General features: G+C 43.9%; 18 protein-coding genes. 2 read left to right on the forward strand and 16 right to left on the reverse strand.

Annotation, left to right across the window (positions count from 1 at the left end):
- Positions 1-158: 158 nt before the first annotated feature.
- From W7W_RS0113260 to W7W_RS0113355, 15 genes are all read right to left on the reverse strand, one after another.
- Positions 159-773, reverse strand: coding sequence for an NUDIX hydrolase (locus tag W7W_RS0113260; protein WP_010664214.1), 615 nt, complete (start codon positions 771-773; stop codon positions 159-161).
- A gap of 151 nt (positions 774-924) precedes the next feature.
- On the reverse strand, positions 925-2,457 hold the full coding sequence (gene gltX, locus W7W_RS0113265; protein WP_010664215.1) for a glutamate--tRNA ligase: 1,533 nt from the start codon (positions 2,455-2,457) through the stop codon (positions 925-927).
- Positions 2,458-2,725: 268 nt separating this feature from the next.
- Entirely contained in the window at positions 2,726-2,971 is a 246-nt protein-coding gene (locus W7W_RS0113275) for a hypothetical protein (protein WP_157202485.1), read from the reverse strand.
- 22 nt (positions 2,972-2,993) lie between these two features.
- The gene (locus tag W7W_RS0113280) at positions 2,994-5,552 is read right to left on the reverse strand and encodes an adenosylcobalamin-dependent ribonucleoside-diphosphate reductase (RefSeq protein WP_010664218.1); all 2,559 of its coding nucleotides are present in this window, start codon (positions 5,550-5,552) and stop codon (positions 2,994-2,996) included.
- Positions 5,553-6,502: 950 nt separating this feature from the next.
- Positions 6,503-6,829, reverse strand: a complete 327-nt coding sequence (locus W7W_RS0113290; protein ID WP_010664219.1) for a hypothetical protein — start codon at positions 6,827-6,829, stop codon at positions 6,503-6,505.
- A gap of 226 nt (positions 6,830-7,055) precedes the next feature.
- Positions 7,056-8,300 carry a 3-deoxy-D-manno-octulosonic acid transferase gene (locus W7W_RS0113295; RefSeq protein WP_010664220.1) on the reverse strand — a complete coding sequence of 415 codons (1,245 nt, stop codon included), beginning with the start codon at positions 8,298-8,300 and terminating at the stop codon, positions 7,056-7,058.
- 124 nt (positions 8,301-8,424) lie between these two features.
- The gene (locus W7W_RS0113300; RefSeq protein ID WP_010664221.1) at positions 8,425-9,684 is read right to left on the reverse strand and encodes a phosphoglycerate kinase; all 1,260 of its coding nucleotides are present in this window, start codon (positions 9,682-9,684) and stop codon (positions 8,425-8,427) included.
- A 326-nt stretch (positions 9,685-10,010) separates the two neighbouring features.
- Positions 10,011-10,634 (reverse strand): hypothetical protein, encoded by a 624-nt coding sequence (locus tag W7W_RS0113305; protein WP_010664222.1) that lies wholly within the window; start codon positions 10,632-10,634, stop codon positions 10,011-10,013.
- Positions 10,624-11,493, reverse strand: coding sequence for a DUF4296 domain-containing protein (locus W7W_RS0113310; RefSeq protein WP_010664223.1), 870 nt, complete (start codon positions 11,491-11,493; stop codon positions 10,624-10,626). The genes W7W_RS0113305 and W7W_RS0113310 overlap by 11 nt, the downstream gene beginning before the upstream one ends.
- A 388-nt stretch (positions 11,494-11,881) precedes the next feature.
- On the reverse strand, positions 11,882-12,994 hold the full coding sequence (wecB, locus tag W7W_RS0113315) for a non-hydrolyzing UDP-N-acetylglucosamine 2-epimerase (protein ID WP_010664224.1): 1,113 nt from the start codon (positions 12,992-12,994) through the stop codon (positions 11,882-11,884).
- 801 nt (positions 12,995-13,795) lie between these two features.
- A complete protein-coding gene (locus W7W_RS0113325; protein ID WP_010664226.1) occupies positions 13,796-15,190 on the reverse strand; it encodes a sugar transferase in 1,395 nt (464 codons plus the stop codon).
- 423 nt (positions 15,191-15,613) lie between these two features.
- Positions 15,614-17,263, reverse strand: a complete 1,650-nt coding sequence (locus W7W_RS0113335) for a capsule assembly Wzi family protein (protein ID WP_010664228.1) — start codon at positions 17,261-17,263, stop codon at positions 15,614-15,616.
- Between the two features lie 723 nt (positions 17,264-17,986).
- A complete protein-coding gene (locus W7W_RS0113340; RefSeq protein WP_010664229.1) occupies positions 17,987-19,231 on the reverse strand; it encodes an ABC transporter permease in 1,245 nt (414 codons plus the stop codon).
- Between the two features lie 562 nt (positions 19,232-19,793).
- Positions 19,794-20,258: a hypothetical protein gene (locus W7W_RS22235; protein WP_010664230.1), complete on the reverse strand. Its 465-nt coding sequence runs from the start codon at positions 20,256-20,258 to the stop codon at positions 19,794-19,796.
- Positions 20,259-20,480 (reverse strand): type II toxin-antitoxin system Phd/YefM family antitoxin, encoded by a 222-nt coding sequence (locus W7W_RS0113355; protein WP_010664231.1) that lies wholly within the window; start codon positions 20,478-20,480, stop codon positions 20,259-20,261.
- Between the two features lie 573 nt (positions 20,481-21,053).
- Between W7W_RS0113355 and W7W_RS0113360 the strand changes: the two genes are divergently transcribed.
- Positions 21,054-22,250: an ATP-binding protein gene (locus W7W_RS0113360; RefSeq protein ID WP_025007300.1), complete on the forward strand. Its 1,197-nt coding sequence runs from the start codon at positions 21,054-21,056 to the stop codon at positions 22,248-22,250.
- A 143-nt stretch (positions 22,251-22,393) separates the two neighbouring features.
- Here the strand turns inward: W7W_RS0113360 and W7W_RS0113365 are convergent, their stop codons facing one another.
- Positions 22,394-23,929 carry a Fic family protein gene (locus tag W7W_RS0113365; RefSeq protein WP_010664233.1) on the reverse strand — a complete coding sequence of 512 codons (1,536 nt, stop codon included), beginning with the start codon at positions 23,927-23,929 and terminating at the stop codon, positions 22,394-22,396.
- A 268-nt stretch (positions 23,930-24,197) separates the two neighbouring features.
- On the opposite strand from W7W_RS0113365, the gene W7W_RS23545 reads away from it, so the two are divergent.
- Complete coding sequence (locus W7W_RS23545; protein ID WP_157202486.1) at positions 24,198-24,344, forward strand: hypothetical protein; 147 nt, start codon at positions 24,198-24,200, stop codon at positions 24,342-24,344.
- Positions 24,345-24,572: the final 228 nt, after the last annotated feature.

The raw sequence follows: 24,572 nt of genomic DNA on the forward strand, positions 1-24,572 counted from the left end.
ACTGCGTTACGCTTGTCCGAAAGGTACTCATTTACGAAAAGTAAACTCCGTATTTTCGGACTTCGCAAGCCTTGTAACTGGCACTTTCTGAACAGACACAGCTCCCGCCAGAAACTTTCCCGACTTTATAGACAAACACTAATTAATCTTTACACTTTCTATATTTTCCGAAGCACCTCCAGCATTTCGCTGAGAATCATAGCTGTGGCCCCCCATATTGCACGATTTCCTGCCTCGAAGTACGGTGCGGTCAGCGTTGTTCCGTTGATATTCCGGTTCAGTTGCTTTACATTTTCCCTTTTGAGCAAGAGCTCCAACGGGACTTCTATTATTTCGTCCACTTCAGTGGGGTCGGGAGCAAAATCAGGCTCATAATCCATCCACCCTACCTGCGGATAAACCTGAAAATTACTATTGGGGATATACAGCGGCGTCAGTGCTCCCAGAATCTGAACATCCCCGGGATCAACACCAATTTCTTCATGGCTTTCACGCAAAGCTGTGGAGCAAAAGTCCGAATCTTCCTCCTCACATTTACCACCGGGAAAACTGATTTGTCCGCTATGAACACCGTCATAAACAGGGCGCTGAATAAAAGGAAGATGCCAGCGACCGTTGCGTGGATAGAACAAAATCAAAACACTGCTGGGACGTGCCAGAGCAGGATCAGGCATCCGGCTTCCTGTAAAACGAACACTGGGAGCCATCAGCTCATGAGCCGTTTCCCCGGGCAAAGGCCCTTTTAGCAGTTGTTTTAATTTTTCTATTTGCACAAGGTGATTGTTTTGAGTTCTGGATTTTGAGGTCTGAGTTCTGTATTTTGAGTTCTGAGTTCCGGCTTGAGATCATCTCTCTTCAACCCTCTGACTGAACCACCAACTCACAGATTACAGTGCAAGAATGGTTCCACTTAATTCCCACAACTTAACCGAGTTTCTCCACTGCTTTTTCAATTCTGGCCACCACCTCATCTTTACCAAGCATTTCAACAATGGTAAACAAATCGGGGCCAAAGCTGCCTCCAACAAGAGCCAGACGCAGTGAATTCATCACGCCCCCAAAGTTCATCTCCTTATCTTCTATAAGTTTAGAGACTTTCTCTTTCAACAAATCCGCCTTCCATGCCCCACTTTCCTCTTCGAAAAAAGCAGCCAGTTTCGTCATAAAAGCAGGGATTTCACCTTTCCAACGTTTTTTTGCCACTTTGGCATCATAGGCTTCCGGGGCAACAAAGAAAAAAGAACTTTGCTCCCACAATTCACTCACAAAGCTTACCCGCTCTTTTACAAGCGCCACAATTTTGGAAAGATGATTAACCGGCGGGGGGACAACCCCTTTCTCTACCAGCACCGGGCCAAAGAGTCCAGCCAGTTCTTCATCTGTTTTCTGAATCAAATACTGGTGGTTAAACCACTTGGCTTTTTCAGGATCAAAACGAGCCCCGGATTTGTTAACACGATCAAAAGAAAACGCATTTACCAACTCATCTTTGGTAAAAAGCTCCTGTTCGGTTCCCGGGTTCCAGCCCAGCAATGCCAACATATTGATAAATGCTTCCGGGAAATAACCATCCTCCCGATAACCGGCAGCCACTTCTTGTGTTTCCGGATCTGTCCACTTCAGCGGAAATACCGGAAATCCAAGTTTGTCACCATCCCGCTTGCTGAGTTTTCCCTTTCCCTGAGGTTTCAGAATCAAAGGAAGATGTGCGAAAACAGGTTGGTCCCATCCAAATGCACGATAAAGCAAGACATGAAGTGGCATCGAGGGCAGCCACTCTTCACCACGAATCACATGCGTTACTTCCATCAAATGATCATCCACCACATTGGCCAGATGATATGTGGGCATCCCGTCGGCCTTAAAAAGCACCTTGTCATCCAGATCGGAAGTACGGAAAGAGACACTGCCCCGGATCATATCTTCATCTTCCACAACTTCTGCCTGTTCGGGCATCTTAAAACGAATCACATAGGGAGAATTTTCCAGAAGCAGTTTTTCAACCTCATTTTTAGGCATAGACAAAGAATTCTTCATCGATAAACGTGTGTGTTCATCATAGGAGAATGTTTTGCCTTCAGCCTCTGCCTCCTTACGTGCCTGATCCAACTCCTCCGCCGTATCAAATGCGATGTAAGCATGTCCTTTTCCCATCAGCAAATCGGCATATTCACGATATTGAGCCTTTCGCTCACTCTGCCGGTAAGGGCCATAGTCACCACCCTGCACGGGACCCTCATCAAATTCCAGTCCGCACCACTTTAACGATTCAATAATATAGTCCTCGGCACCTTTTACATAACGGGTCTGATCAGTATCCTCAATCCGTAGTATAAAAGTTCCCCCGTTTTTTCGGGCAAAAAGATAGTTAAACAAGGCAGTTCTGACACCTCCCATGTGTAATGGCCCGGTAGGACTGGGGGCAAATCGAACGCGAACGGATGGTTGATTGCTCATATTTTATTTTTTTTATTTTCTGTTGCAAAGATAGAAAAACGAAGAGGAATATTAGACCCGGAGTAAGGAGTTTATTATAGGGGCCTCCTGCCTCCCATTAAAAATTAGCATCCTACTCTTCATTGCTCTCTTTTCAACCGAATGGAACTGCATAGCTCTGGCATAAAGCACGAAAAGACCAAAATTATCCGGCTGAAATTTATCACAAACAAAAAACCGGAAATGCAGAAACATTCCCGGTTGTGTTGAATTCATTCAAATCCTGACTTTAGCGAACAGCCAAAAACCCTTTCTCCCTCAAATCCTTACTAACTTTTCTAACCAGCTTAAACACCAGGGCACTATCCCCACCTTCAATACCATTCACCTCAGAGCGGGCCATCCACAAGGGTTCCAGAGCATCTCTATCGATCAGATAACAATAAAACCTGGCATTGGGATCATCATCCTGAAAGACAACATCATCATCACTGAAGGCAGCAGAACTATGCCAATATTCCTCCAGATTAACCACCAAAATTCCATCTACATTAGAATCATCCGCATTTAGAGGTTCCGCAACTCTGACAAATCAGGCAACCTTCCTGATAAACCAGTTTGTCGGAGCCACAGTTTTCGCAATTGCCTTTCTTTACTTTGGTGCCATTGGGAATGTATTTCTTAAGGGCACGTTCCACGCCATTTTTCCAGTTATTGATATTTTCATTGTCCAGTTGAAGACCGGCAACCAGGTGCAAAGCATCTTCGATTGGCATACCATGTCGCAACACTCCGGAAATGAGTTTTGCATAGTTCCAGAATTCCTTATGGAACTTGAATGACAACCCTTCAATGGTGGTCTTGTATCCCCGCTTGTTCACATATTGAAAATCGTAACGCGATGTACCGTCATTGTCCCGGCTCTTTATAATATATCCCTTCTGAACAGACTTGGGTAGCAGGATGCCATCCTCATCATCGGCCAAACCGGTAAAGATCTCATAGGGACGTCCATCGAGCAATCCCACAAAAGCAATCCATTTTTCCTTGTTATTCTGGAAACGAACAACATCTGCCTCCAAAACTTCCGGCCGCTTTTTAGGGAATTTGGAGCCCTCATCCTCTTTCTTTTCTGAATTGTTCAGCAACACGCCCGCGCGCGATCCATCCCGATAGACCGTCACACCTTTACAACCGCTCTTCCAGGCTTCCACATATAGTTGCCCAACCAGTTCCTCGGTAGCTGTGGAAGGAAGATTAATGGTAACACTGATAGAGTGATCCACCCATTTTTGCACTTGTCCCTGCATGCGCACTTTGCTCATCCAGTCCACATCGTTGGAAGTTGCCTTGTAATAAGGAGACTTTTCAATGAGTTTATCCAGCTCTTCCTGCGAATAATTTTTTGTCGTGTCAATATTATTGGCCTTCATCCAGGTCACAAACTTGTGATGGAAAACGATATACTCCTCCCAGCTGTCGCCCACTTCATCCACAAAATCCACTCTCACTTCAGGGTCATTAGGATTTACCTTACGGCGACGTTTATACACAGGCAGAAATACGGGCTCAATACCACTGGAAGTCTGTGTCATCAGACTGGTAGTTCCGGTAGGCGCAATGGTCAGCAATGCAATGTTACGACGACCATGCTTTTTCATCTCCTCATACATATCGGGATCGGCCTCTGCCAGTCGCTGAATAAAAGGATTGTTTTTCTCCTTTTCTGCATCAAAAATCGGGAAAGCACCTCGCTCCTTAGCCAGTTCCACAGAAGACTTATAAGCAGAAACAGCCAATGACTTGTGAACTTCCACAGAAAAATCGGTGGCTATATCACTTCCGTAACGAAGTCCCAGAGCGGCAAGCATATCTCCTTCGCCGGTGATGCCAATACCGGTACGACGTCCCTCTTCGGCTTTTTTACGAATATTGAGCCACAGATTCTTCTCAACACTTTTGATCTCTTCAGTTTCCGGATCAGCATTGATTTTATCGAGGATGCCGTCAATTTTCTCCAGTTCCAGGTCAATAATATCGTCCATAATGCGCTGGGCATAGCTCGAATGCTCTTTAAACAGCTCAAAGTTAAAGCTGGCAGTATCTGTAAAGGGATTATCTACATATGAATACAGATTAATAGCAATCAGGCGACAACTATCGTAGGGACACAAAGGAATTTCCCCACAGGGATTGGTACTCATGGTGCGGTACCCCAGATCGGCATAGCAGTCGGGCACAGACTCCCGGATAATGGTATCCCAGAAAAGGATACCGGGCTCGGCAGATTTCCAGGCGTTGTGTACCACCTTTTCCCACAGATTCCGGGCATTGATGTTCTTACGCACTTTGGGTTCCGCAGAATCAACAGGATATTGTTGCTGATATTCGGAGCCATCCACCACAGACTTCATAAAACCATCATCAATCTTAACAGAAACATTGGCACCGGTTACCTTACCCTGTTCCATTTTGGCATCAATAAACTTCTCAGAGTCGGGATGCCTGACAGAGACACTCAACATCAGAGCACCACGACGACCATCCTGGGCCACTTCACGGGTTGAGTTGGAAAAACGCTCCATGAAAGGCACAATACCTGTTGATGTGAGGGCAGAATTTTTCACCGGAGAACCCTTAGGACGGATGTGTGACAAATCATGCCCCACTCCACCACGACGCTTCATCAACTGAACCTGCTCCTGGTCCACTTTCATTATACCACCGTAAGAATCGGAAGGACCTTCACTCCCAATCACAAAGCAATTTGACAACGATGCTACCTGATATATGTTACCAATACCGGCCATAGGACCTCCCTGTGGCACGATGTACCTGAAGCGCTGAAACAACCCAAAAAGTTGCTCTTCCGACATAGGATTCGGATATTTCTTCTCGATACGGGCAACCTCTCTGGCCAGTCGCCAGTGCATTTCATCGGGAGTCATCTCATAAAGACATCCCTGTGAGTCTTTCAGGGCATACTTATTTACCCATACGCGGGCTGCAAGTTCATCCCCTTCAAAATACTCAAGCGCCTTTTGGTAAGCATCCTCATGAGTGAAAGTTTTTCCGTCTTTCACCCGGGTTTTCAGGTCAACATCTGTTTCTGCCATGATGGTTATTTTTTTATTCTGATTAATCCACCCCAATTTGCTGCACAATGCCGGAACTTAATCGAAACACATATCTGTTATACCGGCAAACAACCCTGCGGCCGGCTTTTAATCAGATTTACTCAAACTCCGAATTCCTGAACATTCCGCCACAAAAAGAAATGCATCAATCTGGTTAACGGTTTGATAAATTGTTTATTAATAATTTTTAATAATTCCTCTTTGACGACTGCAAGTTAGAAAAGCTTTTCTTTTGAGACAACTATTTTTTATCAACAACCTCAAAAGTTTTCCAAAACAAAAGATTTAATCACTAATTTTCAACAACTTAAAGTTTTTGAAAATCTAAAAAGTCTTCCAAAACGGAAAACTTCACAAATCTTTAGATTTTTTTTTGATTAAAAAATTGCAGATATCAAACCCCCTGAAGCAGACAGAAAAGCAGGGATTTGGCTACATTTATTAACACTTCATGCCAAACAGAACTGTTAATTTTTCCATATTTTGGAAAATCATTGGCAGGTTGTTGATAACTTCGAAAAATTACTAATGTCAAGTCAAGTGAAGAATGTCGGGTAAGCCGCCGCTATTTTTCACCTTGTGCAAATCAACAAAAAAGTAAGCATAGCCATATGCTACGTGAGTCTTTTTTTAGAGAAGCACAAGGTAGAAAGAGCAAGGTTTGGCCCGTCAGTATATGCTTGACTTGACACTAGAGGCAGCTGTTGAAAAAGTCAGCAGCTACCTTTTATTAGTTCTGATTCATCACAAATATGAATAGCTGCTAAATTATTTAGTGTTTGTCTATAAAGTCCAACTTCTGCGTTGTTGCTCAAAATCTAAACCCTCAAATACTTTAGTATTCTGCGGTTTAGATTTTTCACACGCCTTGAATTTGAACTTTCTATCTCAAACATGTGAAAAACACTTAGTTTATGGACAGGCACTATTTAGGGGCTGCTGAGAAAGTCAGCAGACCAATTTTTAATTTCTTTATAGGTTTTCTTTTTGGCATTGCTCCAAAAAGAAACAAAAAATCTAGTCCGTTTAAACCTATCCGCCCACGAAAGCCAAAATTTCCAGCCATTGCGCAAGGCCGTGAAAGTCGCCCATTTTGGCTTCCCGCTATCCGCCGGCCTGGAAAACGGACAGGCCACCACGCCTTTTAAATAGGAAAAATCGTTTAACCTAAAAAAAAACTTTTGAACAGTAATATTTTGACCATTAATCACCACAGGGGCAAACTTTTTGAAAGATTTACTTGAAAAACCTTCCACTTTAAATGAGATTACTAATTATAATCATTTCATTATTAGCACTTTAATTGTTTTTTCAGCAAACCCTATTTACGTAATATTTTATTGGATAACGTTGGGTCCGGTTAAAAAATCAAAAATGCATAGTCCCTGATAAGGGGCCAACTGTTCCGGAGATTGTAATGAGATATGAAATGTTAGCCTCTTTCGGGAACTTTGCCTTCTTGCAAACCAAACTCATCGAAGATTACAACTCTGCCTTCACGTCAAACACCTGTTTCATGATCATTCCGGTTGCTCCGCACATAGATTTCACATAGGAACCGGCAGCTTTTCCGGACTCTTGCCGACGGGCATCATTGGTCCTGAAATTTTCCAACATCGAAAAAAAGCCTTCATAGTCATTTACCGAACAACCACCGCCCACTTCAATCAAATCGCGAGCCTCTTTAAACTTATGATATTCGACACCAAAGGCTACGGGAATCCCATAAGTGGCAGCCTCCAGCGTATTGTGAATGCCTTTCCCAAAGCCTCCGCCGATCCATGCGACCTGCCCGTAGCGATAAATAGCCGACAGTAACCCGATGGTGTCCACAATCATGACACGACTCGCAGCCACATCAACCTCGTCAGTGCGGGTGAATCGAAAAAACGGAACTTTCAGCTTCTGCTCTATCTCCTGAATATGTCCCTCATGCACCTCATGCGGTGCCATAATTAACTTCACGCCATCGGGGGCCTCGTTGATGTAACGGCAAAGCAAATCTTCATCGGGGGGCCAGGTACTTCCTGCAACCAACACAAAATCAGCCCCTGCAGCAAACTGAGCGGCCACCGGCACCTCTGTTGCCGCATCCACAATGGCCTTTACCCTGTCGAACCTGGTATCTCCGGCAACTTCATAATTCTTAAATCCAATTTGTTGAAGTAATTTTCCGGAAGTTTCATCCTGCACATAAAACCGGGTCACGGCATTCAGAGATTCCTGAAACCACTTACCATACCATTTGAAAAACAACTGATTCTCTCTAAAAATGGATGAGATGCTATAAAGTGGAACATTGCAACGGGCAAGTTCGCCGAAAAGATTTGGCCAAAATTCATACTTCACAAAAAAAGCTGATTCCGGCTTCACCACACTAAGCAAGCGGCGGGCATTATGGCGGGTATCGGAAGGCAGATAACAGACAACATCTGCCAGATCGTAGTTTTTCCGTACCTCATATCCCGAAGGCGAAAAAAAGGTAAGCAGAATCTTTTTTTGAGGGACATATTTCTTCAGCGCCTCAATCACCGGTCTTCCCTGCTCAAACTCCCCCAACGAGGCACAGTGAATCCACACCACCGAAGATTCGCCCTGCAATGCCGACAATTTTTGCCATATCTCTTTTCTTCCCTGGTGAAGCAGTTTTGCTTTTTCGTTAAAAGGAGCAGCAAGCGCTACGATCAATGAGAAGAATCGGACTCCGATGGAATAAAGGAAGTGCATAATGCTAAATTTTTCAATTCAAAAAAACCGCCGAACAAAGCCTTCTATGCTGTGTCCGGCGGTAAGATCATATAGTCTTCACAAAATGAGCTCGTGGCCTTTTTGTGTCAAAATTCAGACAATATTATCCGCGAATGGCCTTAATACCGGGCAGCTCTTTACCTTCCAGATATTCCAGAAGTGCACCACCAGCGGTAGAAATGTAAGAAACCTCATCAGCCTTCTCAAACTTATTGATACAAGCCACAGAATCACCTCCGCCAATCAGTGAATAAGCACCTTTCTTTGTTCCGGCAGCAATAGCCTCCGCCACAGCGCGTGAACCTTTCTCAAAAGTTTCCATTTCAAACACACCCACAGGGCCGTTCCACAAAATGGTTTTTGAATTTTCGATTACCTCCTGCATGGTTTTGATACTCTCCGGGCCGGCATCCAACCCCATCCATCCTTCAGGAATCTCATCGACCGGTACTATTTTGGTATTTGCATTGTTATCAAATGCATCGGCAGCCAGCACATCAGCGGGCAGATAAAGCTTAACATTTTTCTCCTTAGCCAGCTTTTCAATTTTCAACGCCAGTTCAAGATATTCATTCTCGCAGATAGAACTACCTATATTACCACCGCGTGCTTTGATAAATGTATAAGTCATACCTCCACCCAGAATCAGGTTATTTACCTTATCCAGCAGATTTTCGATGATGGTAATTTTAGTAGAAACCTTTGCACCCCCCATGATAGCGGTAAAAGGTCTTTCAGGAGCCTTAAGCACCTTATCGAGGCTCAGAAGCTCACGTTCAATCAGGTAACCAAACATCTTGCTGTCGGCATCAAAAAAGTCAGCAATCACAGCAGTGGACGCGTGTGCACGGTGGGCTGTACCAAATGCATCGTTCACATATACATCGGCCAGTGCAGCCAGATCTTTCGAGAATTGCTGCTGCTTCTCTTTCATTTCAGCTTTGGCAGCTTTTTTCTCGTCTTCTGAAGCATCGTCGGCCAACTTGGGCTTACCTTCCTCCTCAAGATGGAAACGCAAGTTCTCAAGCATCAATACCTGACCGGGTTGCAAAGAAGAGGCTTTCTCTTTTGCATCGGGTCCTACTGAATCCTTAGCAAATACTACATCCACACCAAGCAGTTCTGACAAACGGCCCCAAACATGTTTCATGGAGAAATCAGGATTGGCTTTTCCCTTTGGACGCCCCAGGTGAGACATCACAATAACGGAACCACCGTCTTCAACAATTTTTTTTAATGTGGGCAACGCGGCTTTGATTCGTGTATCATCAGTAATTTCAAATTTTTCGTTGAAAGGAACGTTGAAGTCCACACGAACAATGGCTTTCTTACCTGAGAAATTGTAAGCTTCGATTTTCGACATAATATTAAGAATTATAGAGTTTCTATCCTGACCTGACCTAATTCAGGCATTACAGTTCTTTTTTGGACACACAAAGATACAAAAAACCGTATGGAATCTGGAATATTTTTGAATGGGATTTGGCGATTTGTTGGAGGGGGGAGTAGTCAGTAGTTTGGAGGCAGAAGGCAGAAGAGGGGAGCGATGAATTCATAGCTCATAGCTCATAGCTCTTGGCTCTTGGCTCTTGGCTCTTGAGAATGGCCCTATACTTTATAATGGACCAACCATGGCAGGGGTGACACCTTAATTAAAAAAATCATGGAATAACTATTATAAAAAAGTTATTACCCAAATAATTCCGAATTTACCGGAATACTCAACCAGCGGACAGATGAAGTGGGTGTCCATTGCTTATTTACCAGGTCGATGTTTTGTAACAGCAAAATACCGGGAGCAGCTCCCTTTTCGAGCCTTCCAAGTCTGGCAAACCCGGCACTCTCCGCAGCATCGAAAGTAGCGGCCAAAAGCATTTCGGCGAAGGTCACATCAGGCAGAACGAGCGTTTTCATCCGCTCCAGCAGTGTTCCTGTGCCGGCGAGCTTCCGAAATAAAGGGGGGATAGCAACAGACTCCGGGATTTTCTTCACCCGGGGCAACCGATCCGGGACTTCATTCATTTGAGAATCTGCATCCCCACATCCCAAAAAAACGGTACCATCACGAAAGTGACGATTCATCATGGAGGTATCCCGTTCAATTTCATCCCGGGTCACTTCTGCACAAACATCCACAAAAGCCGGACACAGAATTCCTGCAAAAAACCGGGTAAACGGCCGTTCCTGAAACCCATTCTCAAAATGCTCCACAGATTCAATAACTCCTATATCACTCACAGTGATTACCGGCCAACGCAGCAACTCTCCATCTGGCGAAAGCATAAAATGTGAAGCAAAACGATTAACGGACATCGGGTCCCGATTTTAAAAGTTCAAGATCTCTGTTGGCAGCCTCTTCCTGCTCATCCTGCTCTTCCTTCTTCTCATCACCATCATTTTCATTATTCTCCTGATGTTCAAGTCTGATATCAGAAAACTCCACCGCACCGGTGGCGGTCGTGTCATGCAGGAAAAGATATCCGGAAATTTCAATAACCGGAGGCATGGTATCTATAGGGGCAATCAACGAAAAAGGCTTCTGCTCAAATACTTTTTTCAACTCCACCGAAACTGTGTCGACCGTACTGTCGGCAAACAAGGTAATCATTTGTGTCGTCCCTTCCTTACTCATATCAGGACGCAAAAAGCGGTAATAAGCAGACAATCTGACTCTTCCCCCTTCAATGGAATCAGTCTCAATACGAAACGGCAACCGGTGATCAATGGTGTCACGGTTATTCAAAGTAATTTTCCGTTCCATTTCCCACAAGTCTTCCACTTCGGGCAAGCTGTCAGCCGCTGCCTCTTCTGCTTTAATTTGTTTATTCAGCTCTGCTTCGCGTTGCGTTATCAGCAAAACCACCTGATCATAAACCTCCTGATAGTAATAGGGATGAGAAACATACCACTGACGGATGGTGTCGAACTCCGCCGTTGTGAGCCCGTAATCGTCCAGAACATATTTGTAATATGCAGGAGCCACCTCTCCTTCATCACTGCTACCCGGATTATAAGTGCGGTTAGACAATACACCCTCTGCAAAATATAGTTCTGTCAGAATTTCCGCCATCTCATCCTTGTTCGGAAACTCTTTGGGTATCGGTTCTTTAGGATTGCATCCTGAAAACAGCAGAGACGCTATGAAAAGAAATATTACAATCGGTCGTATCATTGAGTCTTATTTAGAGAACTTAAGCATGTTCTTTTGAGGCAATCATCGCCATATTCGATCCATCATTGTTGCAAATTTAGAACAAATCGGTTGTTCTTCGGAAGAAAATGGAAGATTTGTGGATTATTAGTCAGAGGTTGTGGAAAAAGTCGCCAAGCCAAATTTTAATTCCTTTTTTATTGATGTCCGATTAAAACTTTAAGATTGCTTCACCATGTTACCAATAGCACATTTTTTGTACCATGCAAAATATCAATGGGTTAATGGTTGGCCCCCATCCGGTGACCCGATGAATTTTGTCAACTAACCCCGGGTCAATACCCCTGGGTTATTCAAATTTGCTCCCGTTCGGGGACCGAACTATCCTGTCACAGGCACATTATGTCTTTTAGAACAGAGCTTTATGTTTACGTAACAATACATCAGCAATACGTTGGGCCGTAAGGCCATCCCATAAATCAGGAATCCGGCCTTTTTTAGTCTTCCCCGCAAGACAAGCCCTAACCATTTCGTCAGCCTTTAACAAATCAGAGCCGGCAAGATAATTGGTGCCCTGCGTAATAGTGACAGGCCGTTCGGTATTTTCACGCAAGGTAACACAGGGAACTCCAAGCCAGGTGGTCTCCTCCTGCAAACCTCCACTGTCGGTAACCACCAGGCGTGCCCGGCTGACCAACCGCTGAAAGTCGATGTACCCCTGGGGCGAAACCAATTTCAGATTGGGAAATTGTTGCTTTATCTGAACCGGATCAAGCCCGGCCTCAACAAGTCGGTTTCGGGTTCTGGGATGAACGGGAAATAGCACAGGGATTTTTAAGGAAAGCTCTTTCAACCAGTTTAACAGATCTATTAACCGAGGGGGATTATCCACATTTGAAGGACGGTGAATGGTGACCAACACATATTTGTGCGACTCCAACTGAAAACGACTCAATACTTCTGACTTCTTAATGGTATCAGAGGCAAAGACCAGACTGTCAATCATCACATTTCCCACAGAATGCACTTTACCTTCAGCCACCCCTTCTCTCTTCAGGTTTTCGATTCCTGATGGTTCGGAAACAAAAAGCAGATCGGCAATGGCATCAGTGACCAGACGATTAATTTCTTCGGGCATCGCCCTGTCGCAGCTTCTCAAGCCTGCTTCCACATGAGAGGTACGGATGCCACGCTTTACAGACACAAGGGAACAGGCAAGCGTAGAGTTGACATCTCCCACCACAATCACATCATCGGGCAGGATTTTATCCAGCACCTCATCGAACCGGGTCATGATATCCGCCGTTTGTCTGGCCTGGTTGCCACCTCCCGCATTCAAATTGTACTCTGGCTCCGGCAACCCGAGATCTTCAAAAAACACCTTACTCATGGCATCGTCATAGTGCTGCCCGGTATGCACCAGCGTTACTTCCACCCCATCAGCAGCAGAAAACGCCCTCCACAGGGGGGCTATCTTCACAAAATTGGGACGTGCACCGGCTACAAGGATTATTTTTTGCATAATCAAATTCTGCTTCCTGAGTTTTCTGAAAACTGCACATAAAAACAAGCAGGCTGTATATTATTTAGTTTCTGTCCATAAAGTACCACTTGCGTCCCCGAAGGATCGGGGCAGGCTGTTACACTTGCCACTTTCTGACCAGAAACAGGACTAAAAGCAAATTTTGCTTAGTTTATTTTAGGAGCTGCTGAAATAGTCACCATCCCAATTTTAAATTTATTTTTAATTGTCCTTTTTGGCATTACCCCAAAAAGAACGAAAAAAGTCTAGTCCGTTTAAACCTATCCGCCCGCTAAAACCAAAATTTCCAGCCTAAGTGTCGTATCAAGCACAAAATATCGCACCAAGCATCGTTGCTTTTTGTTTTTTATCTATGAAAAAAGATTCACGTAGCTAAGGCTATGCTTGCTTTTTTCATTGCCAAAAAATCAAAAAGCAACTTCAACTTATACATTATTTTATACCTGAAACGACACTGGCGCAAGGCCTTAAAAGTCACCCATTTTGGCTTCCCTCTATCCGCCGGCCCGGAAAACGGACAGGGCACCGCGCCTTTTAACCAGGAAAAGTCGTTTAACCCAAAAAATCTTTTGAACAGTAATATTTTGACTATTAATCACCATCACTGCAAACTTTTTGAAAGATTTACCGGAAACCTTGCACTTTGAATGAGATTATTAACTATAGTTTCATTGTCAGCTCTTTAATTGTTTTTCAGCAAACCCTAATTAATCATCATAAAAAGTAGCTATTATCTTCTATGTTAGAATCTTCAGACACCTCACCCTTAACATCCCCTCTTTATTTCCCGTCTCCCCGCACCATGGTGCGTATGGTTTTCAGAAAAATCACAAAATCCAGTTTCAACGACCAGTTGTCGATGTACTGAAGATCCATCTTCATCCATTCATCAAAAGGAATATTATTGCGTCCGGATACTTGCCAGATGCAGGTAATGCCTGGTTTCATAGACAACCGTCTAACCTGCCAGCTTTCATACTGACGGACCTCATCGGGCAGCGGCGGACGGGGGCCCACCACGGACATATCGCCGGTAAGCACATTGAAAAACTGGGGCAATTCGTCCAGGCTGGTTTTGCGAAGAAAATGTCCCACTTTGGTGATACGCGGATCTTTGGTGATTTTGAACACCGGACCATCCATTTCGTTCTGTTCCATTAACTTCTTCTTCAACTCTTCAGCATTGGTAACCATGGTCCGGAATTTATAGACATTAAATTTCCGACCGCGCAATCCCACCCTCTTTTGGCTAAAGAAAACAGGGCCTTTGGAATCAAGTTTAATAGCCAAAGCAAGTAAAACAAAGACCGGAGAAAATACAATCACCACAAAAACGGAGAAGAGAAAATCAAATAAATCTTTTATCCTCAACTCCAGATAGTTAAGCGGCGTATTGGAGATGGTCAACAAAGGGGTCGTGCCAAAATAATGCAGATGCGTTTTATTAGTCAGCATATTAAAGAAAGAAGAATACATACGGAACACCACCCCAACCTCGGAGGTAATGGACAGCAACCGTTCTATCTCCTTCTGATCGGCTCCTTCCTTACAGTAAATCAATTCATCGATGGTTTTCTCCCTCAACAACGCTTCGACATCGGTATCATCTGGCAGAAAAGGAGCCACAGCACCAAACTCCTGCTCAAGTTCTTCAGTACCTATAATGGCAGTTACACGATAGCCCCACTCTTTCATCTTCACAATCTGACGTAAAAAACTGCGGGCACTGTTATCCCCGATCACCACCACGTTGGAAGTGTTATGCCCTTTGGCACGGGCATTCTTCAGAAAGGCATAATTGAAAACCTTAAAAAGAAAGGTAAGTCCCAGATCTATGGCCGCAAAATAAAGCAAAAGCCGCAAGCCAATGGAGAAGAGGTTGAAGGCCCACACCGAAACAGCCAGAAACGCTGTTCCTGTAACGGCCAGACTCAAACAGGCAAAAAGCACGGCAGAGTAAGGTCTGGATCGATAGAGCTGGTTCAGTCGAAATGTTCGGGCCAGCACATACCAAAGAGCCACAATCACAAAATGCAGAATAATGGAGTCCTTGTTTTGAAAAGGCAGAAACTCTCCCTTCTCAATATAGACAGCAATATTAAAACTCACCAAAGCGATGATGACATCCACAATGGCGAGCAACCGGTTAACGACTTTCGCTTTTTCCCTTAACATACTTTCCCTTTGATCAGAATATTCAAATTTATGTTTTTTTTACGCTTATTCCCTGTTTTGAAGGTTTATTTCTATTTCACCAGGGTCGGCTAAAAAAGCCATCCGCCCAATTTCAAATTTATTTTTTAATTTTCTTTTTGGCATTGCCCCAAAAAGGAAACAAAAAAGTCTAGTCCGTTTAAACCTACCATCCCGCATCAGGCTTAATTTCCGGCTGGCCCGCAAAGCCCTGAAGTCGCCCATTAAACCTTCTCGCAAACCGCCGGCCCGGAAAACGGACGGGCCCACCCGCTTTCGACTAGTAAAATTCCGTCAAGCATAAAATACACCCTTGAACAGCAGAGTTTTTATATTCTACCTTTTCAAACGCAGACTTATCTAAAATAAAAAACCTTGATGAAAATATGCACCACCCTATTGACGCTAAAACAACCTAAAGGTAACAGCAGTTTTCACTCCAAAAGAATGATAAATATCCCCTCCGTCGTAAAAAAGGTCAACTCCGACGGAAAGACCTTTAATTCTTTCAGGAGCCCACTCTGCTCCGGCCATGGTGTACCATTGGTCACGCCCGCCTTTGAACCAGTAATTTTCATCTTCATCCCAGGTGTAACGCCCGGGATATTGCTCAAAATAAGTTCCGAAATTACGCGTCCAGGTAATTTTCATTTTCCAGGACAGCTCATCGTTCAACTCTCCACGGCCGCCAAGATGCAGACCACTGAAACGATCGTTCTTGATTCCAACGTTGCTATTAAATTCCATATCAGGTCGAACAGCCAGCATCTGCGCACGGGTCAGGTTCATCGGACTTCCCATGATGTGGCAGTCACGACTCCACCCGGCCGGATACATTCCATTGTTCATATAACCGTCGCGACCACCAAAGTCGTTGCCGTGGTTGATCTCAACCTCCAGAATATCTTTAAACTCTTCGAGCGACAGGGGATAATCGGGAACTATACCAAAGTTCTCCTCCACAAACCCGTTTTTATCCTCCACCTGCTTGGGGAAAATAATCCCGTTCAGATAAGGATCGGGCATTCCGTTACCACTCTGCCAGGTCGTCTGAAACCATTCAAAAGTAAGATTGGAAAGCCAGGAGTGCTCACTGAGATGCGAGTCAACTCCGAGCACATGATCGCTATTGCCCTGCCAGAAAAGCATCCCTGATCCATCGGAAAAAGGTATCTGATAGTAAATATTGATATGTCCGTTAGGGGTTTCCAGCTGCGTTCCGAAATCGTACATTCCCATGTGGGCTCCGGCAGCATTGGTCTCTTCGCCTCCTCCAATTTTTGAGCTTCCTTTTCCAAAGAATGTGGGCCAGAAGTCGATGGGAATATCCACCCCGTTTCGTTGCCCGCCAAACAAAGTGCTGTGATTCAAGCCACCATAGAGATTCCAGTTGCCAGGGCGAATGCGCAGGTAGGCATACTTCTCATGCAACAGCACATCACCACTGGATGGCTGATCAGACAACCAGGCCTGCGAGATACCTCCGCGCACTTCGGCAAAACCATTGGTAAAGGGTATGGGGGTGTATTCTGAAAGTTCAAAGGTAATGCGGGATACCGGACGAAAATTGGTCCCGAAAAGATAACTTCCGGTGCCCATATTGGATTCGGTAAAGACCGGATTAAAGGTATGTTTTCCACCCTTCAACGACCAGTTTTTCCACGCAATTTCTCCCCAACCGGCATGCAGATAAGCATCGTCATATCCGGAAGAATAATCCATTTCCATACCGGCGGAGAACCTCCAATCGTTATTAAAGTCATTTGAAATACCGGCCGCTGCTGTCATGAGTGTCTGACTGCCCTCAAGATTGTTCCATCGGCCTTCCTGTAATGCCACCGACCATAAAGAGGGTAGCTCGCCGTTGTGAAGAATGGTTCCGCCCGAAACAGTTCCGTGAACGTTAAAATCCTCCTGTCCCTTAGCCTGAAAAGCAAGGGCAAGGAAACAAATGGCGACGAATGCTATCCTGTGTGAAGTAGTCATTTTGTCCTGGGGTTGGTATTCGGGTGCAAAGATAGTTTTTTTATTCCCTCCTGAAAAGAAGAAAGCCATTCATGTCACGTTTGACCGAATGGCTTTCTTATTGTCCTATTTTTTAATTTTAAACCAACCAATAACATGAGAAAAGCATGCCAAAAGCCGGAAAGGCTTCTTTTTTTAAGGTTTTTTAATCTTTAACTATTGCTACCTTGCTCGTTTTTAGCCTGATGGGGGTTTCGAGACCATTACACAACAACCTTCAATGTGTTCGATATCGGACATGAGGTGTACGGAAAAGGGGGGGGGAAACCTCCCCTGGCCCCTCCCAAGGAGGGGGAAAGGCCTCCCCCAAAACATTGAAATAAAAAGATACGTTTGGCATTCCCCTCCCAAGGAGGGGGGAAGTTGCATGTTAAAAAATGGATATGTATGAGATTAGCACCGGTCTTCAGGCCGGTGTGTTTGATATACGGCCGACCCTATTTCAGCCGGCTTGAAGCCGGCTTCCGGACAACATCAAAGCCTTCGTGGACTTCTCAAAAAGCCGGCTTAAAGCCGGCTCTGCGGACCTGCGTGAGGCTCTATGAATCCCCCGCCTGAAGACGGGGGCTCTGCTCATTATAAAACCACATTTACTGATAACGGTTCTCCTAATCTGTGGGATAGTTTAATAATCCTCCACCTGAAAACGGAGGCTAATCTCATTGTAAGACCATACATCCCCGCCCCTCACAAAATTCCCGGAAAAACAAAACAAACTACCGCCCAGTCCCCCTTTGGGGATATAGGGGGCCCCTACTCAAACCGTATCGCTTTCACAGGAGAGATTCGCGCCACCAGATAGGAGGGGCCAATCATCATCAGAAAAATGGTTAAAATAGCGCCCACATTAAGTAGTAAAATATGCAGTCCCGAAAGATGGATGGGCACGGTATCAAGAAAATAATTGGCAGGATCGAGCTTCACAAAACCAAATCGAGCCTGGGCCCAGCAAAATCCGAGTCCCAGGAGATTGCCCCAGAAAAGACCTTTGATGGTAATATGTGCTGCCAGAGTGAGAAATACTTTGCGCAATGGCCAGTCAGCTATCCCCATCGCCTTAAGCACACCAATCATATTGGTACGTTCCAAAATCAATATCAGCAATCCGGTGATCATATTGAACCCCGCCACCAAGACGATGAGCAGAATAATGACTATGATGTTCATATCCAGCAGATCGAGCCATCCGAAGATTTGTGGCTGTGTTTGTTGAATGGTACGGGTGCGCAACATGGTTCCGTCCTCCGAAATATGCCCGGAAACAACGTCTGCCACATTGCTGCCGGTGAACATCAAATCTTCGAAACTGCCGGCCAGCAATTCGTAGCCTGATATTTTATTTTCATTCCAGTTATTAAGTCGCTGCACCTGACGGATGTCAACCATCACAAATGTTTCATCCAGTTCGGGCAAATGACTGTCAAATATCCCTTCGATGGTAAAATTACGAGCGCGTATCTGATCTTCAAAGAAATACATGGGAACTTTATCACCCACCCTCAGATTGAGCATCCCGGCCAGGTCATCGCTAATCAGAACCCCGTTGGCACTCTTTTCTTCATTGAGACTGAGTCGTCCACCCTCCACCAGAATGGTCTGAAAAAAGGACCAGTCAAACTCAGGGCCAACCCCACGCAACACAATGCCTTGCATCTCATCGCGCGTTTTGATAAGTCCCGGTTTGGTGGCAAACCGCTGCACATGCTCCACTCCCGGAACACTCAGCATCTGCTGCTCCAGCGTAGAATCCTGCTCAACAGGGTTGGTCTGGTAACTCATGTTAAAATCATAGCTAACCACTTGTATGTGACTCCCAAAACCTATAATCTTCTCCCGAATCTCCTTCTGAAAACCCATACCGGTGGCCACCGAAATGATCATCACCACCATTCCCAGTACAATGCCGGCCACGGCCACCTTCACCACCGGGCCGGCCAGGCGCTTTCCGGAAATTCCTCCGGACTTGATTTTGTTTGCTATGAAGAGTTCTATTTTCATAATTGGGGCCTCCCCTAACCCCTCCCAAGGAGGGGGATGCCTCCCCCGGCTGCCTTTTCAAGAAGGACTGTATTAAACAGCCCCCTCCCAAGGAGGGGGGATGGTGCGTTTTGTTTAAAAGATTTATATTCTATAAAATTTAGTCAAAGATACAATTTTGATGGTTGGTGCAGATCGAAACGGGAAGGAAAAATGGTTGAGGGGCTTCCTCTAACCCCTCCCAGGGTCATTCTGAGCCTGCGAAGAATCTCCAACAGTTTAAATGCGTTCTATCAAAGGCAGATCCTTCGTCGTACCTCCTCAGGATGACAAATATCACTGGAGAGGGGGCACTATCACCGGAATATCCATTATAATTCCATATTTCCATTACCAGCCTTCACCGGGTCTGCCGCTTTGCCACACAATGGTACTTCAATATAAATGCCAGATTTGTTTGCCAGAACAAACAGAACTATATTCATCCGTATAAAATTAATTTTTCAAGGTCGGATGGAACTCGCATACAAGAATTTATACATGTTCCTTTGAGGCAATCATTGCCATGCTCGTTTCATTTTGTTTACTCTAACATCGAAAAAAGACCCATATTTATGACATAAATATTAAACAATGCAAAAGTTAAAAGAGATATCCAGAAAAAATAGGCGAAACCCAAGTTAAATTTGTTCGCAGTATCATGAATAATTAACTGGGATTCTTTAAAGATATTGCTTATAGGTGATGAGATATAACATCGGACTAGATAGACAAGTTCTTCATTACTTTCGTAGATGGTAAAGAACACAAACCATTGGGTACTCTTACTTTTTTTAAATGTAGCATACTGCATGCCCTTTCCGTATTTTTCAAAAAATGGAGGTGCTTTTTTCCTGACTTTGGTATGCAGGGAATTTTTTATCTCATCAATTAAGCTATCCACATACAAAAGGGCCGATTCTTCAAATCCAAAATATTCCTTTTCATACAGGATTGTAGTTAGCTCGTTAAAGTAATCGAGAGTTTCTGGAAGGAATATTATCCGCATTTATTTTTCGCTGAATAGTGATTTAATATGTTCTTTAGCACCCTCTCTGAATTGCTCTAAGCTGATAGCCCTGTTAAAGTCTTCATCAGGCTCGATATATTCTCTCTTTTGCAATACAAAGGTTTCTTTTTTGCCTCTCTGAATGATGATTTGTTCATGTGCAGCCAAATCAAGATACTTTTTCATGTTACTGCGCAATTCTGCTGAACTAATTACTCTCATAACCTTAAAATTTAATGTACATTATAATGTACAAATATACAAAAGAACATAGTTTTATAATCTAAGTTTTATAATTTTTCCGGGAGGAACTGAAAAATGGTTTTTGGGTAAGGCTACAGAGGGCCTCCCCCGCAATATAGATATAGAAAGATGCGGTTGTCTTACCCCTCCCAAGGAGGGAAGATGGGGTTTTTCATATTGAGGCAGGGGTGGCTTTTATGAGAATAGCACCGGTCTTCAGGCCGGTGGGTTTTCATGCAGCACAATCCATATCAGCCGGCTTCAAGCCGGCTTCTAAAACTCAACAAAGACATCGTACTTTTATCGGAAAAGCCGGCTTGAAGCCGGCTCTCGTGAACTGTGTTCCGTAACACACCCCCGCCTAAAGACGGGGGCTAAATTCATTATAAATCCATATCCCCATTACTAACCTTCACCCGGTTCTGCCGTTTGCCACACAAAGGCTAATCAATACAAATATATTTTTGTTTGCTACAACAACCAAAAATGCACTCAATTTGTTTGCCCTGCCATCGAAAAACACCTATATTTATGACAATAAATATTCAAACAATGCAAAAGCTTAAAGAAATATTCAGGAAAAAGATGGCCCAAACCCGAATTGATTTTGTTCGCAGCATCATGGACAAAATTAACTGGGATGCCCGCCTAATTGGCATAAAAGGATCCCGTGGAGTTGGGAAAACAACGCTTTTGCTCCAATATATAAAATTAAATTTTGAGAACAATCTCCAATCAACTCTTTATGTCAGTCTGGACAATATCTGGTTCAGCGATAATAAACTAATTGACCTGGCTGACAACTTTGCCAAAGAGGGCGGCAAGTTTCTGTTCCTTGATGAAGTTCATAAATATCCCGGATGGTCGGTGGAAATAAAAAACATTTATGACGATTACCCCGAATTAAAGGTCGTTTTTACAGGGTCTTCTCTATTGGAAATACTGAATGCCAATGCAGACCTGAGCCGGCGGGCTTTAATATACAATATGCAGGGACTGTCTTTCCGGGAATTTCTGGCATTAGAAACCAACATTAAATTTGAAGAAATTTCGCTGGAACAAATATTGAATGACCATGAAACGCTTGCACCGGATATTGTCTCGAAAATAAAACCTTTAAAATACTTTACTGATTATCTAAGCTATGGTTATTACCCCTTTTTTCAGGAATTGCCTGAAGTTTATCATATTCGACTTGAGGAGGTAATAAATTTAATTCTGGAAACCGAATTACCGAGATTAAGAAATGTAAATATTGCCTATACACACAAGCTTAAACAACTACTATTTATCATTTCAGAATCCGCTCCTTTCACACCTAACATTTCCAAATTAAGTGAGCGTACGGGCCTTAACCGCGAAACGATGCTGCATTACCTGCATTATCTGCAGGAAGCACAACTGATTTCGCTTGCCTGGAAAAATGCAAAAGGCATCAGCCGCTTACAAAAGCCCAATAAAATATTTTTGGAAAACACCAACCTGATATTCACCCTGACTACCGAAAATCCGGACAAAGGGAACCTTCGCGAAACTTTCTTTTTAAATCAATTAAAATATCATCATCGGATAGAGTTATCCCCAAAAACAGACTTCCTGATTGATGGAGAATTTTCGTTTGAAATCGGCGGTAAAAACAAAACCACAAAACAAATCACTGAACTAAACAAGGCTTGGATTGCTTCTGATGATATCGAATACGGATTTGGAAATAAAATTCCGCTCTGGCTGTTTGGATTTTTGTATTAGAGTGGGGCTTCCCCCAGCCCCTCCCGGGGAGGGGGGCTAAAAAACGGGTTTATCTTGAAAATGGTGATTTATGAGATTAGCACCGGTCTTTAAGCCGGTGTACTTATACATGACCACTATCCATGTCAGCCGGCTTCAATCTTTTAATCATAAAAAACATCTGCAAACACCTTTTCAATGATCCCTATCTCTGAATCTGACAAATCGGAAAATTCCTTATCTTTAGCTCTCTTAGACAGCTTTCCTTCATTTTGTTCCAAAAAACGAACTAAAAGTGCCACCGTTTTGTCCGGCATTTCAAATTCATCATCCAAAAAATGCTTAAATCTGTCATATTGGGCCAGGTATTTCACCTCCTGAGGAATGATGTTAAAAATGGTATCAGCAACGCAATCGTATAAAAACTCTGCCTGAGGGGTTGCATCAAAATAACGATAGAAATCAATGGTTTCATTTTGCACCGTCACATTATTGTCGGCGGTTTGCTCCCAATCAATAAAATCAAGAAGCGGATGTGAATATTGTTGAAGAATATTCCTGTAATCAGTTATGTGATCCAGAATAGATGTAGAAACAGGAAAAATAACCCCCTGTTTGGTAAAACCCTTTCTGGCCAGAATGTGATGTATCAAATAACGATGAATACGCCCATTGCCATCCTGAAACGGATGAATAAAAACAAACCCGAAGGCCACGATTGCAGCAGCCACAACAGCATCAATCTCTTCCTCTTCCAACAAATAACCTGTAGCGATGAGCCCTGACATAAGTTGTTCAAGATCCTGCCAACGAGCAGAAATGTGTTCAGGTACCGGTTCTCCTGTTAACCGGTCATGCTCCCCGACAAAACCACCTTCACGGCGAAAACCCAACATTACAAACCGTGTATTTTCAATCACCATTTGTTGCAACCGAAGCAGTTCATCCTTACTTAGTGCATTCGCTCCCGCCTGACCGATTGCGTTGCCCCAACGAGCAGCACGCTTGCTTTTAGGACTTTCTCCTTCAATGGAAAAAGAAGCTTTAGAATCCTTTAATAATAAAAAGGCGGAGGCTCGTTGTAAAAGATCTTTACCGACTCTGCTCAAACGTTTATCCTGTTGCTCGGATAATGCGGAACTACAATAGTTTATTAATTTTTCGGTTTTAAATACAAGCGGACAGAAATCTCGTGTCCCGGGCAAATTATTGATGATTCTATGACGCTTTGAACGGACTCCCCGGGTTACGAATTGCTTTTTCTCATCCAATAGATTCACGTAGTTTCCTTGTTGAATATCCGGCACATCCAAAAGATTCATCATCAGCCATTCATACAAAAACCAGATTTTCCGGCTGTATTGCCCTGTTGGTTCCCGGGATATTATTGAAATCACCTCGGAGGATGATATCTTCTGAAACAACTTTTTAAAAAACAACAGGTTAATCCCTTCATACTTGATGGCAAAAATCAAGTGACTGTAAAGATTGTTTTCCGGAAGGTGACGGGAAGTAAATACCCGCCAATTGCCCTGCACGTACTGACGGTTTTTGTAACTAATCAGAACAAGTCGATCAGGCATGGGCATTGAAAGGCCAAGTCCATCAATAACAGCCCCGTAACCTGCAATGCTGGCCTTTTCAGGAAGTGTTCGTCCATGAAAAACAGTTACTTCTCGTGAAAAATTTATATTTTCCATACAGCGTCATGAAAAACTAACATCACAAATATAGGTGAAAAGTGATTACTTGCCATGAAAAGTGATTAAAAAAAACAACGGTGCGTGAAAAGTAATTAAGGGGCCTCCCCCGAAGCATAGAAACAGAAAGATGCGTTTGTCTTGCCCCTCCCAAGGAGGGGGGCTAAAGGCTTCCCCCGAAACACAAAAATAGAATATTGGGTTTCTCTGCCCCCTCCCAAGGAGGGGAGATAGGGTTTTGCTATGGAAAATAGCAATATTATCATCATTGGAACGCACCATCAGAAACGTACCTTATGAGAATAGCACCGGTCTTAAGGCCGGTGTGCTTATCCAGGACTACAATCCATATCAGCCGGCTTCAAGCCGGCTTCCATACACCCATAAAACTGCTGTGATGAAATTCCATACCTGAAATCAGCCCAAAAATCAAAAAATCTGACTTTTTCAGCCAACTTAACATTTTGTTAAATAAAAACACGCCTAATGACTTGATTTTCAGCTCATTACCCGCGCAGCCACCGAGTCATCTTCGCACCTTCTTCGGGGCTTGTTCGACTCTTGTTCGGCCTTTCTTCGACTCTATAGAGTCGGAAAACAGTCGAACAACGGTCGAAGAAAGGTCGAACATGGTACGACGAAG

It is taken from the genome of Marinilabilia salmonicolor JCM 21150, from assembly GCF_000259075.1.
Taxonomy (GTDB): domain Bacteria; phylum Bacteroidota; class Bacteroidia; order Bacteroidales; family Marinilabiliaceae; genus Marinilabilia; species Marinilabilia salmonicolor.

Excerpts from the sequence above, each read along its gene's own strand:
- W7W_RS0113325 (WP_010664226.1), bottom strand. The coding sequence starts at position 15,190 with ATGTTAAGGGAAAAAGCGAAAGTCGTTAACCGGTTGCTCGCCATTGTG.
- gltX (WP_010664215.1), bottom strand. The coding sequence starts at position 2,457 with ATGAGCAATCAACCATCCGTTCGCGTTCGATTTGCCCCCAGTCCTACC.
- W7W_RS22235 (WP_010664230.1), bottom strand. The coding sequence starts at position 20,258 with ATGCGGATAATATTCCTTCCAGAAACTCTCGATTACTTTAACGAGCTA.
- W7W_RS0113365 (WP_010664233.1), bottom strand. The coding sequence starts at position 23,929 with ATGGAAAATATAAATTTTTCACGAGAAGTAACTGTTTTTCATGGACGA.
- W7W_RS0113280 (WP_010664218.1), bottom strand. The coding sequence starts at position 5,552 with ATGGCAGAAACAGATGTTGACCTGAAAACCCGGGTGAAAGACGGAAAA.
- W7W_RS0113295 (WP_010664220.1), bottom strand. The coding sequence starts at position 8,300 with ATGCACTTCCTTTATTCCATCGGAGTCCGATTCTTCTCATTGATCGTA.
- W7W_RS0113360 (WP_025007300.1), top strand. The coding sequence starts at position 21,054 with ATGCAAAAGCTTAAAGAAATATTCAGGAAAAAGATGGCCCAAACCCGA.
- W7W_RS0113310 (WP_010664223.1), bottom strand. The coding sequence starts at position 11,493 with ATGATACGACCGATTGTAATATTTCTTTTCATAGCGTCTCTGCTGTTT.
- wecB (WP_010664224.1), bottom strand. The coding sequence starts at position 12,994 with ATGCAAAAAATAATCCTTGTAGCCGGTGCACGTCCCAATTTTGTGAAG.
- W7W_RS0113305 (WP_010664222.1), bottom strand. The coding sequence starts at position 10,634 with ATGTCCGTTAATCGTTTTGCTTCACATTTTATGCTTTCGCCAGATGGA.
- W7W_RS0113355 (WP_010664231.1), bottom strand. The coding sequence starts at position 20,480 with ATGAGAGTAATTAGTTCAGCAGAATTGCGCAGTAACATGAAAAAGTAT.
- W7W_RS0113335 (WP_010664228.1), bottom strand. The coding sequence starts at position 17,263 with ATGGCTTTCTTCTTTTCAGGAGGGAATAAAAAAACTATCTTTGCACCC.
- W7W_RS0113340 (WP_010664229.1), bottom strand. The coding sequence starts at position 19,231 with ATGAAAATAGAACTCTTCATAGCAAACAAAATCAAGTCCGGAGGAATT.
- W7W_RS0113300 (WP_010664221.1), bottom strand. The coding sequence starts at position 9,684 with ATGTCGAAAATCGAAGCTTACAATTTCTCAGGTAAGAAAGCCATTGTT.